7 protein-coding genes are annotated in these 16,087 nt (G+C 68.4%); 5 read left to right on the top strand and 2 right to left on the bottom strand.

Going from position 1 to position 16,087, the window contains the following annotated elements; translation table 11 throughout:
• Nucleotide 1 precedes the first annotated feature (1 nt).
• Nucleotides 2-532 (top strand): maleylpyruvate isomerase family mycothiol-dependent enzyme, encoded by a 531-nt coding sequence (locus ACZYVJ_RS06685; protein ID WP_463830291.1) that lies wholly within the window; start codon nt 2-4, stop codon nt 530-532.
• Here ACZYVJ_RS06685 and ACZYVJ_RS06680 read toward each other — a convergent pair.
• Complete coding sequence (locus ACZYVJ_RS06680; RefSeq protein WP_463830290.1) at nt 527-1,993, bottom strand: aldehyde dehydrogenase; 1,467 nt, start codon at nt 1,991-1,993, stop codon at nt 527-529. The genes ACZYVJ_RS06685 and ACZYVJ_RS06680 overlap by 6 nt on opposite strands.
• Before the next feature lie 83 nt (nt 1,994-2,076).
• Between ACZYVJ_RS06680 and ACZYVJ_RS06675 the strand changes: the two genes are divergently transcribed.
• A complete protein-coding gene (locus ACZYVJ_RS06675; RefSeq protein ID WP_463830289.1) occupies nt 2,077-3,426 on the top strand; it encodes a secreted hydrolase in 1,350 nt (449 codons plus the stop codon).
• On the opposite strand, the gene ACZYVJ_RS06670 is transcribed toward ACZYVJ_RS06675, so the two are convergent.
• Nucleotides 3,409-4,560 (bottom strand): aromatic ring-hydroxylating oxygenase subunit alpha, encoded by a 1,152-nt coding sequence (locus ACZYVJ_RS06670; protein WP_463830288.1) that lies wholly within the window; start codon nt 4,558-4,560, stop codon nt 3,409-3,411. The genes ACZYVJ_RS06675 and ACZYVJ_RS06670 overlap by 18 nt on opposite strands.
• Nucleotides 4,561-4,600: 40 nt before the next feature.
• Between ACZYVJ_RS06670 and ACZYVJ_RS06665 the strand changes: the two genes are divergently transcribed.
• From ACZYVJ_RS06665 to ACZYVJ_RS06655, 3 genes are all read left to right on the top strand, one after another.
• Complete coding sequence (locus ACZYVJ_RS06665; RefSeq protein WP_463830287.1) at nt 4,601-5,494, top strand: MerR family transcriptional regulator; 894 nt, start codon at nt 4,601-4,603, stop codon at nt 5,492-5,494.
• Nucleotides 5,495-5,554: 60 nt separating this feature from the next.
• Complete coding sequence (locus ACZYVJ_RS06660) at nt 5,555-6,277, top strand: DUF1906 domain-containing protein (RefSeq protein WP_463830286.1); 723 nt, start codon at nt 5,555-5,557, stop codon at nt 6,275-6,277.
• A 540-nt stretch (nt 6,278-6,817) separates the two neighbouring features.
• A complete protein-coding gene (locus tag ACZYVJ_RS06655; protein WP_463830285.1) occupies nt 6,818-16,078 on the top strand; it encodes a fatty acid synthase subunit beta domain-containing protein in 9,261 nt (3,086 codons plus the stop codon).
• Nucleotides 16,079-16,087: the final 9 nt, after the last annotated feature.

The following is a 16,087-nucleotide window of genomic DNA, read 5'->3' as shown; positions in this document are numbered from 1 at the left end:
GATGGATGACGTGGGCGAATTGCACTTGGCGGTGTGCCGTCGCTTCGGTGCGGCGGTCGCCGTGGCGGACGGGAAGTGGGATCGTCCATCGCCGTGTGATCCGTGGGACGCCCGGGGAGTGGTTGAGCACGTGATCGGCTTCCATGACGTTCTTCTGTTGCGTCCCATAAGATTGAAACCCGACCGGCCACGCGACGATCCTCGGGCCCGGTGGCAACTCACCTATGATTCGCTGACGCAGGCTCTCGGATCCGGCGGAGCGACACAACTCGATGAGTACCGGTTGATGCCGAACCTAACGCGTGACGTCCTGGTGCATACCTGGGACCTCGCCCGCGCGGTGGGCGCCGACGACGGCCTGGACCCCGCGTGGTGTGAACTGTTCTGCGCGGGCCTACCGGAGGATCCGCAGGCCTTGGCCGCATCCGGGATGTTCGGTGCGCCGGTCCTGATCGGCGACGAGAGCGCTGCGCAGGCAAAGCTATTGGCACGGCTTGGCCGCGACCCGTGGTGGACACCGGAAACTCTATAGCGGCGGCAGCTGGCCCTTGCATATCAGCGTCTGCAACTCGACGTACTCATGCAGCCCCTCGGGCCCGAACTCACGCCCGATGCCGGACTGCTTGAAGCCGCCGAACGGCGCGCCGATGTCGAGGGTGTACATGTTGATGCCGTAGGTTCCGGTGCGGACGGCCGCCGCGACATCCAGGCCGTGTTCGATGTCGGCGGTCCACACCGAACCGGCCAGCCCGTAATCGGTCTCGTTGGCGATGCGGATCGCGTCGTCCTCGTCGCGGTAGCGCAGCACCGTCAGCACCGGACCGAAAATCTCCTCCCGGGCGATGCGCATGTCGTTGGTGGCGTCGGCGAACAGCGTCGGCCGCACATACCAGCCGCGCTCGGACGGGCTCTGTTCGCCACCGAGCACAACGCGCGCGCCTTCGCTGCGGCCCGACCTGATGTAGTCCTGGACGCGGCGCTGCTGTCGTTGGGCCACAAGCGGTCCGATGTCCGTCGACTCGTCGGCCGGGTCCCCGACATTCAACGCCGACATCATGTCGGCCAGCGCGTCGACCACCTCGTCGTGCTTACGGTCACTGACCAAGATCCGGGTCTGCGCGACGCAGGCCTGACCGTTGTTCATCAACCCCGCGGACTTCAGGCCCGCCACCGTCTTGGCGATGTCGGCGTCGTCGAGGATGATCGCCGCGGACTTGCCGCCCAGCTCCAAACTCACCCGTTTCAGCTGCTCGCCGCACAGGGCGGCGATCCGGCGGCCGACGGCACTGGAACCGGTGAACGCGACCTTGTCCACCCCGGGATGGCGGACCAACGCCTCACCAATCTCGGGGCCGCCGGGCAGCACCGACACCACGCCCTCGGGCAACCCGATCTGCTCGATCATCTCGGCCAACCACAAAGCGTCCAAAGGTGTTTCGGGCGCGGGCTTGATGATGACCGTGCAGCCCGCGATCAGTGCAGGGATCAGCTTGGGCATGATCAGAAATTGCGGCACGTTCCACGGCACGATCGCTGCGACCACCCCGACCGGGGCCCTGCGCAGATGGACTTCGCCGAGCACACCCTGGCGGCGTTCCTCCCACGGGAACTCGCGGGCGGCCGCCAGCGAGAGGTGGATCAGCGCCGCGGCGGCCGCCCCCTGGCCCATCCGGCTGAAGCTGCGCGGCGACCCCATCTCGTCGGTGATGAGATCCGCCATCTCGTCGGCGTGACCGGCATAGATCCCGGCAAGCTGTTCGACCTTGGCCATCCGATCGGCATGGCTCATCCGCGGCCACGGACCGTGATCGAAGGCGCGCCGTGCGGCGGCGACGGCGGCCTCGACGTCCTCGGGGCCTGCGACCTGGACGTGCCCGACCGGCTCTTCGGAGTGCGGCGAGATCACGGCGAGCTGCTGGGGATTGGCGGGTTTGCGCCACTGGCCCCCGATAAACAGCTCGTTATAGGAGCGATGGGCGGAAGTCTCTGTCATCGGGGCACTTCCTCAGGGGATCGGACCGCGACCGCAATTTCGCTATCCACGCTAACATAGCGAAAAAAGCAGCGAGGCCCGATATGACCAGCGATTGGCGCAGTTACCCGTTCCAGTTGGTGCCCGGCGACAGCCAGTTGGAGTTTCCCGCCGCCGAAGGCGAACATCCCGGCCAGGAGTCCGACACCTGGTTCATCGCCGGTCAGCTCGACGCCGCCGAGGCCGATCGATCGTTTGCCTTCCTGACCATCTTCAACAAGAACCGCCCCGGTGGAACCGTCGTCGCGGATTTCTACACGATGGCGCTGTTCGACCTCGACACCGGCGACTACGGCACCTTCACCGACTACGACATGCCGCCGGCCAACATGGAGCCCGGCGCCCAGCCCAAACTGACGATGGCATCCGGTCATCTCGACATCACCTACCACAGCAGCGCGGGAACCGCGTCGTGGACGACCAGCCGAAACGGCGACGGCGAACTGCTGCCCTACACCTACCGGGTCAGCCTGGTCGGGCAGGACCAATCCGGACGGCCGATGCGACTGGATCTGGCCGTAACACCAACGCGCGCACCGACACCGGTGGGCGCATCGACGTACAACGGAAAGATCACCTGTTTCGGTCAAAGCGACACCTACTCGTATTTCCAGACCGGCATGGCGATGACCGGCACCCTGCGCTGGGGCGACGTCGTGCAGCAGGTGTCCGGCGCCAGCGGGCACGTCGATCGGCAGTGGTTTCCCAAGTACGCCGGCGGCGGGGGGTCGGGGGGAGACCCGCGGGCCAGGTCGCACGAATGGCGCACGATCAACTTCGACAATGGTGTCGACCTGAGCATCTGGCGTCAGTTCGACCGCGCGCACGGCAACGTGCTGCAGCCGTTCACCGGCATCACGACGAGCCACCCGGACCCCGCGATCGCGCCCGAATGCGCCGAAGACATCGAGGTCACGGTCAGCAGCTACGTGCGATGGCCCGAGGCCATGCGGCCCCTGGTGCGACCCCTCGCCCCGGCCCGGTACATGCCCGACCGGCACCGGATCACCTGTCCCACACTGCAACTGGACCTCATCGGCGAGCCGTTGGTGGCGGCCCCGGCACACGGCCTGCCGATCGAGTACATGGAGGGCCCCTATCGCTACCGCGGAACCATGTGGGGAAACCCGGTGACCGGCTTCGCGTTCAACGAACGCTCGCTGGCGTTGTACCGGGATTGGGAACTCGTCGACGTGCTGTCCACCACCGTGGCGAACCTGGCACCGCCGGAGCCCACATTGCAGACCATGGTGGATCAGGTCGTGCCGCTGGTGGCGGCCGGCCGGCGCAAGGATGCCGTCGAGCTCCTGTTCCGCTCGGCGCCCGTCGAAAACGACCTACTGGCAAAGCTTCTCGACGATCTGATCGCGGTGCTGTCAGCCGACCCCGACTGACTGTGACAGCGCCCGGGCCCACGTGATGTGGCGATGCTGCAGGCCCGGCTCGTTGCGGCCGAACACCAGGTGGTCGCGGACGCCCGACTCGAGATTGGCTTGCAGCCCCTCGGCCAGCCGGTAATCCTCGTCGCGCACGGTGGCGTGCGCATAATCGAAAACGTCTTGGACGGCGGCTGCCACCGCGTCATCGGAGACGTCCTGCGGTGTTGCGTTCTGGTGGACGGTGATTGACCTGCCGGGCCGATCCCCGGGGTACACCCGGAACAGCTCACCGTTGGCAATCGTGACCGAAAGCACGATGTTGGGGAACAGCGCGTAGATCACCACCACGTTGTAGAACGGACTCCACTGATCCTCGGGCAAGTCATCGAGCTCCAGGATGGTGTTGAGCGGAAAGATCAGCCGGTGGTGCGGCCCGTAGGAGTCGAACACCGTGCAGTTGCTGCGCGCGATCGTGCCGAAGGTCTGCTGATGGACGGTGGCGAAATGATAGTTCTCGGCGAAGGTGTCGATCGCTAATTTCCAGTTGATCGGGGAGTCCAGCACCTTCTCGCCCAGCGGGGACCAGCGCCCGATGCCCCACGAGTCGAGTTCGTCGGCGAGTGGGCCCAGGTGTGCCGCCACGTCCAGCGTCGCTCCGGGATCCAGTGCCACCCAGAGGAATCCGGCGAATTCGGTGGCCGGGAGCTCGGTCAGCCCGTCGAACTTGATGGCCACTTCCGGGAACCCCTCGCGCCCCGGAAGGGCCACCAAGCGCCCCGTGTTGTCGTACGTCCAGGCGTGGTACGGACAGGTGAACCACTTGGCGGTGCCGCAACCCGACGCCACCTGCGATTGGCGGTGCAGACACACGTTGTTGAACGCCTTGACCGTTCCCTGCGAGGTTCGGGTCAGCAGGATGGACCGCCCCATCACCTTCTTCGTGCAATACGCACCCGGGGCGGGAAGTTCCGAGACGTAGCCGACCAGCTGCGGACTGGCCAGCAGCATGGCCCGATCCCGGTGGTGCCGCTCGACGCCCGTGTAGTCACACGCGTCGACCGTGTGCTGGGCCGGAGCGAGATCGGTCGTCTTGTCCCGCGCCAACTTCAACGCGCGACGGGTCAGGCCGATGAGCTGCTCGTGCTCCATGTGCTCAGTACAGACCTTGTCACAGTTGTAAGGTCAAGGGGTGGCTGAGCAGTTGCTGATCGGCGACGTCACGGCCTTGACGGGCATCGCTTCCGGCCGTATTCGCCATTACGAGAAGATCGGATTGCTACACGCCCAGCACCTGTCCAACGGCTACCGGGTCTTCGACGTCGAGCAGGTCCTCGACTTGCTGCGGATCGACCTGATGCGCAGCCTCGGCGTCGGTATCAATGACATTGCGCGGTTGATCGAGGGCGGGCACAGCACACTGGCCGGCCTGCTCGACGAGCACCGCGCGCTGCTGATGCAACAACGGGAGCGGATCGACCACCTGATCCAAGCCATCGATGCGGCCACCGAGTGCGGCGACGCGGGCCTCAACCGGGACATCTTGCACCGATTGGCAACCACGCACCGCGACAGCATCGGGGTGATCGGGCGGCTCAGCGATCCGCTGCCGGCGCCCGTCGCCGCGATGTATGCGGACCTGTTCGACGAATGGAACCTGCCCGTTCCCGCGCTGTTCGGGCAAATGGTGCTTCCGACGGCTGCGAGCACCCTGTTGTCGCAACTGGCCGAGACCCCGGGCCACGATGTGCTGTTCGATCGGTTGCGCGGCCTGGCCGCCGACGTGATCGCGCTGGGCGAAGACGACGCTGCCGCACCAGAACTGGCGCGCCGCTGGATCGACCAGCAGCTGGCCGACCCCCTGCCCGACGAGGTGGTCGGCGTGCTACGAGGCGTGCAACCACTGCTGGAGCGCGATCCGGTGATCGTGCAGGGGTTCCGCGCCTGGGCGGGATCGATCAGTCCGGCGGCCGCCCACTTCATCGAGGAGATCGCCCAGCAGACCGCGCGGCGCGGAGTGGAGGCCGTGAGCGTCATCGTGCTGCCCGCGCGCCAACCCGTTCAAACGAACGATGCCCCACTGTGATGCACATGTTACCGGTGTGATCAACGTGTCATATGGGGTTTGTGTCGTACCCTGTGGCTTGTGTCATCCGTTTCGCGGCGTGATCTGCTCAAATTCGCGGCCGCAACCCCCGCCCTGCTGGGGCTGGGCGCGGCCGGCGCGTCGCTGAGCGCCGCGCCCGCATCGGCGTCGCTCGGCACCCTGCTGGACTATGCGGCCGGCATCATTCCGGCCAGCGAGATCCGGGCCGCGGGCGCCGTGGGGTCGATTCGGTACGTCTCGGATCGTCGCCCCGGCGGCAACTGGATGCTGGGCAAGCCGATCCAGGTTGCCGAGGCGCGCGACCTCAACGGCAACGGGCTCAAAATTGTGTCCTGCTATCAGTACGGCAAGGCCAGCAGCGCGGACTGGCTGGGCGGTGCCAACGCCGGCCTGCAGCACGCGCAGCGGGGGATGCAGCTGCACGCCGCGGCCGGTGGGCCCGCCAGCGCACCCATTTATGCCTCGATCGACGACGACCCCTCCTACGAGCAGTACAAGAGCCAGGTGGCGCCCTACCTGCGTTCCTGGGAGTCGGTAATCGGTCATCAGCGCACAGGCGTGTACGCCAATTCGAAAACCATCGACTGGGCGCTGCACGACGGATTGGGCTCCTACTTCTGGCAGCACAACTGGGGCTCGCCCAAGGGCTATGCCCACCCGGCGGCCAATTTGCACCAGGTTGAGATCGACAAACGCAGCGTCGGAGGGGTCGGCGTGGACATCAACGAGATCCTCAAGCCCCAATTCGGCCAGTGGGCCTAGTGCCCGAGTCCGTCGCCCGGCCCGGTCGAGGCGCGCGCTCTTAAAAATTCCAGCAAACACTCGTTCGCCCATTATCCGGACGCGCCCGGGCGGGCGATCGTCGTCCGATGCTGCCGACGGCGCCGTGACGGCACTCCGCGGCCCAAAATTTTTATATAACGATTCGATAACAAGACTGCCTTGATCTGCGCAGTTATAGCTACTCGACCGTAACCACCTTCATGCAGCGGGTTTGGTAATCGGGTTCGGGCCGCCGGTGAAACCGCGTGTTACCCACGACACGGTTACCCATGCGTAGAACTCATCAGTAACCGATCAGCACGCGAAACGAGGGCCGATCCTTATGACACTCTTAGTACAGCCGATGGAGTCCGTCGCACCGCTCAGCACCAGCCGGGCGGTCCGCCGACAACACACCGGCCGGCCGTTTTCCCGGCTGTGATTCGACGCCGAACCACGCCGCATCGACAGAACCCCGCCCGGCGGTGGTGACCGCCAGACGAACGAGACCTAAAGACGCATACAGGGGAGACAGACAAGGTGACGATCCACGAGCACGACCGCGTGTCCGCTGACCGCGACGGCCAAGGCAGGGCCCCACACACCGGGGACACCCACGCCCTTGTCGACCGCCTGACGGCCGGCGAGCCCTACGCCGTGGCATTCGGCGGGCAGGGCAGCGCCTGGCTGGAGACCCTCGAAGAGCTGGTGTCATCGGCCGGCATCGAGTCCGACCTGGCAACGCTGGTCGGTGAGGTCAACCTGCTCCTCGAGCCGGTGGCCAAAGAGCTCGTCGTGGTGCGTCCGATCGGGTTCGAGCCGCTGTCGTGGGTGCGTGCGCTGGCGGCCGAGGATCCGGTCCCCTCGGACAAGCACCTGACTTCGGCCGCGGTGTCGATCCCGGGCGTGCTGCTCACCCAGATCGCGGCCGTGCGGGCGCTGGCTCGGCAAGGCATGGACCTCAAGGCGACGCCCCCGGTGGCCGTGGCCGGACATTCCCAAGGTGTGCTCGCCGTCGAGGCGCTGAAGGCCGGGGGCGCCCGCGATGTCGAGCTGCTGGCGCTGGCCCAGCTGATCGGTGCGGCCGGGACGCTGGTGGCCCGTCGGCGAGGCATCTCGGTGCTTGGCGACCGCCCGCCGATGGTGTCGGTCACCAACGCCGACCCCGAACGCATCGGCCGGCTGCTCGACGAGTTCGCGCAGGACGTGCGCACCGTGCTGCCGCCCGTGTTGTCCATCCGCAACGGCCGCCGTTCGGTCGTCATCACCGGCACCCCGGAACAGCTGTCCCGCTTCGAGCTCTACTGCCAGCAGATCTCGGAGAAGGAGGAGGCCGACCGGAAGAACAAGCTGCGCGGCGGCGACGTCTTCTCGCCGGTCTTCGATCCGGTGCAGGTCGAGGTCGGTTTCCACACCCCACGCCTCGCCGACGGCATCGACATCGTCGGCAGCTGGGCCGAGAAGGTCGGCCTGGACGTCGAGCTGGCCCGGCAACTGACCGAATCGATCCTGGTGCGTCCGGTCGACTGGGTGGAGGAGATCACCCGCGTCAACGACGCCGGCGCTCGCTGGATTCTTGACCTGGGCCCCGGCGACATCCTGACCCGGCTGACCGCGCCGGTGATCCGTGGCCTCGGTGTGGGCATCGTGCCCGCGGCGACCCGCGGCGGCCAGCGCAACCTCTTCACCGTCGGCGCCGTCCCCGAGGTGGCGCGGGCCTGGTCCAGCTACGCCCCGACCCTGGTTCGCCTGCCCGACGGCAGGGTCAAGCTCTCGACGAAGTTCACCCGGCTGACCGGGCGCTCGCCGATCCTGCTGGCCGGCATGACCCCGACCACCGTTGACGCCGAGATCGTGGCCGCCGCGGCCAACGCCGGGCACTGGGCCGAGCTCGCCGGCGGCGGGCAGGTCACCGAGGAGATCTTCGCCGACCGCGTCGAGCAGCTTGCCGGGCTGCTCGAGGACGGTCGTACCTACCAGTTCAACGCGCTGTTCCTGGACCCGTATCTGTGGAAGCTGCAGGTCGGCGGCAAGCGGCTGGTGCAGAAGGCGCGTCAGTCCGGCGCGGCCATCGACGGTCTGGTGGTCAGCGCCGGCATCCCGGATCTGGAGGAGGCCGTCGAGCTGATCGAGGAGCTGGGCGAGGTCGGCATCAGCCACGTCGTCTTCAAGCCCGGCACCGTCGAGCAGATCCGCTCGGTCATCCGCATCGCGACCGAGGTGTCCGCCAAGCCGGTAATCGCGCACATCGAGGGTGGGCGCGCCGGCGGCCACCACTCCTGGGAAGACCTCGACGACCTGCTGCTGGCGACCTACTCCGAACTGCGGTCGCGGTCCAACATCACCGTCTGCGTCGGCGGAGGCATCGGCACGCCGGAGCGCGCGGCCGAATACCTGTCCGGACGTTGGGCGCAGGCATACGGCTTCCCGCTGATGCCGATCGACGGCATCCTGGTCGGCACCGCGGCGATGGCGGCCAAGGAGTCCACCACGTCGCCGTCGGTCAAGCGGATGCTGGTCGAAACCCAAGGCACCGATCAGTGGATCGGCGCCGGAAAAGCCTCGGGCGGAATGGCTTCCAGCCGTAGCCAGCTCGGTGCGGACATCCACGAGATCGACAACAGCGCCTCGCGGTGCGGCCGGCTTCTCGACGAGGTCGCCGGGGATGCCGACGCCGTTGCGGAGCGTCGCGACGAGATCATCGCGGCGATGGCCAACACCGCCAAGCCGTACTTCGGCGACGCCGGTGAGATGACCTACCTGCAGTGGTTGCAGCGCTACGTCGAGTTGTCCATCGGGGACGGCGATTCCACCGCCGACACCGCGTCGCCCGGCAGCCCGTGGCTGGCCGACACCTGGCGCGACCGCTTCGAGCAGATGCTGCAGCGGGCCGAAGCCCGTTTGCATGCACAGGATTTCGGTCCCATCGAGACGCTGTTCGACGGCTCCACCGCCGACGGCGCGCGGCTGCTGGAAAATCCTGCCGAGGCCATCGCCACCCTGCTGGCGCACTACCCCGAGGCCGAACGCGTGCAGCTGCACCCGGCCGACGTCCCGTTCTTCGTCACGCTGTGCAAGCTGCTGGGCAAGCCGGTCAACTTCGTGCCGGTGATCGACAAAGACGTGCGGCGCTGGTGGCGCAGCGATTCGCTGTGGCAGGCGCACGACGCCCGCTACGACGCCGACCAGGTGTGCATCATCCCGGGAACCGCGGCCGTCGCGGGCATCACCCGGATGGACGAGCCTGTTGGTGAACTGTTGGACCGCTTCGAGCAGGCGGCCATCGACGAGGCGCTCGCCGCCGGGGCGGAGCCCAAGGCCGTCACGTCACGCCGGTTGGGCCGCGCCGACGTCACCGGCCCGCTGGCCGTCGTGCTGGACGCCCCCGATGTCCAATGGGCCGGCCGCACCGCGACCAACCCGGTCCACCGCATCGCCGATCCCTCCGACTGGCTGGTGCACGACGGACCCGAGAGCCGCCGCGCCACGCATTCGTCCACCGGCGCGCGTCTTCAGGTCGAGGGCGACCGCGTCGTGCTCAGCGTCCCGGTGTCGGGCACGTGGATCGACATCCCGTTTACGTTGCCGCCCAACACCGTTGACGGCGCCACCCCGGTGGTCTCCACCGAGGATGCCGCCACGGCCATGCGTGCGGTGCTGGCCATCGCGGCCGGCGTCGACGGGCCGGAGTTCCTGCCCGCGGTCACAGACGGAACGGCCACGGTCACGGTCGACTGGGATCCCGAGCGGGTCGCCGACCACACCGGTGTCACGGCCACCTTCGGAGAACCGTTGGCGCCCAGCCTCACCACCGTCCCCGACGCGCTCGTCGGGCCGTGCTGGCCCGCCGTCTTCTCCGCGATCGGCTCGGCCGTCACCGATGCCGGCGTCCCGGTCGTCGAGGGCCTGCTGAGCCTGGTGCATCTGGACCACGCCGCCCACATGGTCGGCAAGCTGCCGACGACCCAGTCGCAATTGACCATCACCGCAACGGCTTCGGCGGCGATCGACACGGACATGGGGCGCGTCGTCCCGGTCTCGGTCGCCATCACCGACACCGACGGTCAGGCGATCGCCACCCTCGATGAGCGGTTCGCGATCCTGGGCCGCACCGGGGCCGCCGAACTGACCGAACCGACGCGCGCCGGTGGCGCGGTCTCGGAAAACGCGACCGACACCCCGCGCCGGCGCCGGCGCGATGTCACCATCACCGCCCCGGTCGACATGCGTCCGTTCGCGGTGGTCTCCGGTGACCACAACCCCATCCACACCGATCGGGCCGCCGCGCTGCTGGCCGGCCTGGAATCGCCCATCGTGCACGGCATGTGGCTGTCGGCCGCCGCCCAGCATGCGGTGACCGCCACCGACGGGCAGGCCCGCCCGCCAGCGCGGCTGATCGGTTGGACCGCCCGCTTCCTGGGCATGGTGCGTCCCGGCGACGAGGTCGCGTTCCGCGTCGACCGGGTCGGAATCGACCAGGGCGCCGAGGTTTTGGAGGTCACCGCCAAGATCGGTTCGGATCTGGTGATGTCGGCGACGGCCCGCCTGGCGGCCCCGCACACCGTCTACGCCTTCCCCGGCCAGGGCATTCAGCACAAGGGCATGGGCATGGACGTCCGGGCCCGGTCAAAGGCGGCCCGCAAGGTATGGGACAAGGCGGACAAGTTCACCCGCGACACCCTGGGCTTCTCGGTTCTGCACGTGGTGCGCGACAACCCGACCAGCATCATCGCCAGCGGTGTGCACTACAACCACCCCGAGGGCGTGCTGTACCTGACGCAGTTCACCCAGGTCGCGATGGCCACGGTGGCCGCGGCGCAGGTCGCCGAGATGCGTGAGCAGGGCGCTTTCGTCGAGGATGCGATCGCCTGCGGCCACTCCGTCGGCGAGTACACCGCGCTGGCCTGCGTGACCGGCATCTACGAGCTGGAAGCCTTGCTGGAGACGGTGTTTCACCGCGGGTCGAAGATGCACGACATCGTGCCGCGCGACGAGCTGGGCCGGTCCAACTACCGGTTGGCCGCCATTCGGCCCTCGCAGATCGACCTACCCGACGACGAGGTTCCCGCGTTTGTCGCCGAAATCGCGGCGAATACCGGCGAGTTTCTTGAGATCGTCAACTTCAACCTGCGCGGATCCCAATACGCGATCGCCGGCACGGTGCGCGGCCTGGAGGCGCTCGAGGAAGAGGTGGAGCGGCGCCGCGAGATCACCGGCGGCAAGCGCTCGTTCATCTTGGTGCCCGGTATCGACGTGCCATTCCACTCGCGCGTGCTGCGGGTCGGTGTGGCGGAGTTCCGGCGATCACTCGACCGGGTCATGCCGCGCGACAAGGATCCCGACGTCATCATCGGGCGCTACATCCCCAACCTGGTGCCGCGTCCGTTCACCCTGGACCGCGACTTCATCCAGGAGATCCGCGACCTGGTGCCGGCCGAGCCGCTCGACCCGATCCTGGCCGACTACGACACCTGGCTCGCCGAGCGCCGCATCGAGATGGCCCGCATCGTCCTGATCGAGTTGCTGGCATGGCAATTCGCCAGCCCGGTGCGCTGGATCGAAACCCAGGACCTGCTGTTCACCGAGGAGACCGCAGGCGGCCTGGGTGTGGAGCGGTTCGTCGAGATCGGTGTGAAGTCCGCGCCGACCGTCGCGGGCCTGGCCACCAACACCCTCAACCTGCCCGAATATGCCCACAGCACAGTGGAAGTGCTCAACGCCGAGCGCGACGCGGCGGTGCTGTTCGCCACCGACACCGACCCCGAGCCGGAGCCCGATGACGAGCCGGAGGCGCCCGCCGACAGTGCGTCGGCACCGGAGGTGGCCGCGGCCGCTCCGGCGGCCCCCGCCGCGCCGACCGCGCCGTCGGGTGCGGCCCGACCGGACGACATCCGGTTCGACGCCGCCGACGCCACGCTGGCGCTGATCGCGCTGTCGGCCAAGATGCGCATCGACCAGATCGAGGAGCTGGACTCCATCGAATCCATCACCGATGGCGCGTCGTCGCGGCGCAACCAGCTGCTGGTGGACCTGGGTTCGGAGCTGAACCTGGGCGCCATCGACGGCGCCGCCGAAGCCGACCTGGCCGGGCTGCGCGCGCAGGTCACCAAGCTGGCGCGTACCTACAAGCCTTACGGCCCAGTGCTTTCCGACGCGATCAACGACCAGCTGCGCACGGTGCTGGGGCCCTCGGGTAAGCGGCCCGGGGCCATCGCCGAGCGGGTCAAGAAGACCTGGGAACTCGGCGAGGGCTGGGCCAAGCACGTCACGGTCGAGGTCGCGCTGGGCACCCGCGAGGGGACCAGCGTCCGGGGCGGCGCCATGGGTCACCTGCACGAAGGCGCACTGGCCGACGCGGCTGCCGTCGACAAGGCGATCGACGCCGCGGTGGCTTCCGTCGCCGCGCGTCGTGGCATCGCGGTGACGCTGCCGTCGTCGGGCGGTGGTGGCGGCGGTGCGACCATCGATGCCGCCGCGCTGAGCGAATTCACCGACCAGATCACCGGCCGCGACGGCGTGCTGGCGTCGGCGGCGCGCCTGGTGCTCAACCAGCTGGGCCTGGACGACCCGGTCAGCGCTTCGCCGACGGCCACCGATGCCGAGCTCATCGATCTGGTGACCACCGAACTCGGCGCCGACTGGCCACGGCTGGTGGCACCGGCGTTCGAGCCCAAGAAGGCCGTGCTGTTCGACGACCGGTGGGCCAGTGCGCGCGAAGACCTGGTCAAGCTCTGGCTGACCGACGAGGGTGACATCGACGCCCGCTGGGGGGGGCTGTCCGAAAGGTTCGAGGGCGCAGGCCATGTCGTGGCGACGCAGGCCACCTGGTGGCAGGGCAAGGCGCTGGCCGCGGGCCGGCAGATTCACGCATCACTGTATGGGCGGATCGCGGCCGGCGCCGAGAACCCGGACCCGGGCCACTACAGCCACGAAGTCGCGGTGGTGACGGGCGCTTCCAAGGGCTCGATCGCCGCGTCGGTCGTCGGGCGACTGCTCGACGGCGGTGCCACCGTCATCGCCACGACGTCCAAGCTGGACGACGAGCGGCTGGCGTTCTACCGCGGGCTCTACCGCGACCACGCCCGGTTCGGCGCGGCGCTGTGGGTGGTCGCGGCCAACATGGCGTCCTACTCCGACATCGACGCGCTTGTCGAGTGGGTGGGCACCGAGCAGACCGAAAGCCTTGGGCCGCAGTCGATTCACATCAAGGACGCGCAGACCCCGACGCTGCTGTTCCCGTTCGCCGCACCGCGGGTCGCGGGCGACCTGTCCGAGGCCGGCTCGCGCTCCGAGATGGAGATGAAGGTGCTGCTGTGGGCCGTGCAGCGGCTGATCGGCGGGCTGTCGAAGATCGGCGCCGAGCGCGACATCGCGTCGCGGCTGCACGTGGTGCTGCCGGGCTCGCCGAACCGCGGAATGTTCGGCGGCGACGGCGCTTACGGCGAGGCCAAGTCGGCGTTGGACGCCCTCGTGAGCCGCTGGCACGCCGAGTCTTCGTGGGCGGCTCGGGTCAGCCTGGCGCACGCGCTGATCGGTTGGACCCGCGGCACCGGGCTGATGGGCCACAACGACGCCATCGTGGATGCGGTCGAGGAGGCCGGCGTCACCACGTACTCGACCGACCAGATGGCGGCAATGTTGCTGTCCCTCTGCGACATCGAGTCCAAGGTGGCCGCGGCAGGCGCGCCGATCAAGGCGGACCTGACCGGCGGGCTCGGCGAGGCGAACCTCGACATGGCTGAGCTGGCTGCCAAGGCCCGCGAGCAGGCCACCTCGGGTGAGGTGGCGGCCGACGAGGCCGGCGCCGAGGGCACCATCGCCGCGCTGCCGTCCCCGCCGCGCGGCTTCACCCCGGCACCCCCGCCGGAATGGGCGGACCTCGACGTCGCCCCGGCCGATCTGGTGGTCATCGTCGGTGGCGCGGAACTCGGCCCCTACGGTTCGTCGCGGACCCGCTTCGAGATGGAGGTCGACAACGAACTGTCGGCCGCCGGCGTCCTGGAGCTGGCCTGGACCACCGGCCTGATCCGCTGGGAGGATGACCCCCAACCCGGTTGGTACGACACGCAATCCGGTGACCTGGTCGAGGAGTCCGAGCTGGTCGAGCGCTACCACGACACGGTCGTCGAGCGCTGCGGCATCCGCGAATTCGTCGACGACGGCGCGATCGACCCCGATCACGCGTCGCCGCTGCTGGTGTCGGTGTTCCTGGATAAGGACTTCGCGTTCGTGGTGTCCTCGGAGGCCGACGCGCGCGCCTTCGTCGAGTTCGATCCGGAACACACGATCATCCGGCCGGTGCCCGACTCCAGCGACTGGCAGGTCATCCGCAAGGCGGGCACCGAGATTCGGGTGCCGCGGAAGACCAAGCTGTCGCGGACAGTCGGCGCGCAGATCCCGACCGGGTTCGACCCGACCGTGTTCGGCATCAGCCAGGACATGGCCAGCTCGACCGACCGGGTGGCGCTGTGGAACATCGTCGCGACCGTCGACGCGTTCCTGTCGTCGGGATTCACCCCGGCCGAGTTGATGCGGTGGGTGCACCCGGGCCTGGTGGCCAGCACTCAGGGCACCGGCATGGGCGGCATGACGTCGATGCAGACGATGTATCACGGCAACCTGCTCGGCCGGAACAAGCCGAACGACATCCTGCAGGAAGTTCTGCCGAACGTCGTTGCCGCGCACGTCATTCAGAGCTATGTCGGCAGCTACGGCGCGATGATCCACCCGGTGGGCGCTTGCGCGACCGCGGCGGTGTCGGTCGAGGAGGGCGTCGACAAGATCCGTCTCGGCAAGGCCGAGCTGGTGGTCGCAGGCGGATTCGACGACCTGACGCTGGAAGCCATCATCGGCTTCGGTGACATGGCTGCCACCGCCGACACTTCCATGATGCGCGGCCGCGGCATCCACGACTCGAAGTTCTCCCGGCCCAACGATCGGCGCCGGCTCGGATTCCTCGAGGCGCAGGGCGGCGGCACCATCCTGCTGGCGCGCGGCGACCTGGCGCTGAAGATGGGCCTGCCGGTGCTGGCCGTGGTGGCCTACGCGCAGTCGTTCGCCGACGGCGTGCACACGTCCATCCCGGCGCCGGGACTGGGCGCGCTGGGCGCCGGTCGCGGCGGCAAGGATTCGGCGCTGGCGCGGTCGCTGGGCAAGCTCGGTGTGGGCGCCGACGACATTGCGGTGATCTCCAAGCACGACACGTCGACCCTGGCCAACGATCCCAACGAGACCGAACTGCACGAGCGACTCGCCGATTCGCTCGGCCGCTCCGAGGGCGCGCCGCTGTTCGTGGTGTCCCAGAAGAGCCTCACCGGGCACGCCAAGGGCGGCGCGGCGGTCTTCCAGATGATGGGCCTGTGCCAGATGCTGCGCGACGGGGTGATCCCGCCCAACCGCAGTCTGGATTGCGTCGACGATGAGCTGGCCGGCTCGGCCCACTTCGTGTGGGTGCGCGAAACGCTGCGGCTCGGGGAGAAGTTCCCGCTCAAGGCCGGCCTGGTGACCAGCCTTGGGTTCGGCCACGTTTCGGGGCTGGTGGCGCTGGTGCACCCGCAGGCGTTCGTCGCCGCGCTCGACCCGCAGCAGCGCGCGGACTACCAACGGCGCGCGGACGCACGCCTGCTGGCCGGTCAGCGGCGGCTCGCATCGGCGATCGCCGGTGGCGCGCCGATGTACGAGCGGCCGCCGAACCGTCGCTTCGACCATGACGAGTCGGAGAAGCGCCAGGAGGCGGCGATGCTGCTGAACCCGGATTCGCGCCTGGGCGACGGCGACGCCTACCAGGTCTCCGCCGGATGACGTCGGTCC

Source organism: Mycobacterium sp. IDUB_3 (assembly GCF_055419585.1).
This window is presented reverse-complemented; position numbering and strand designations above follow the sequence as displayed.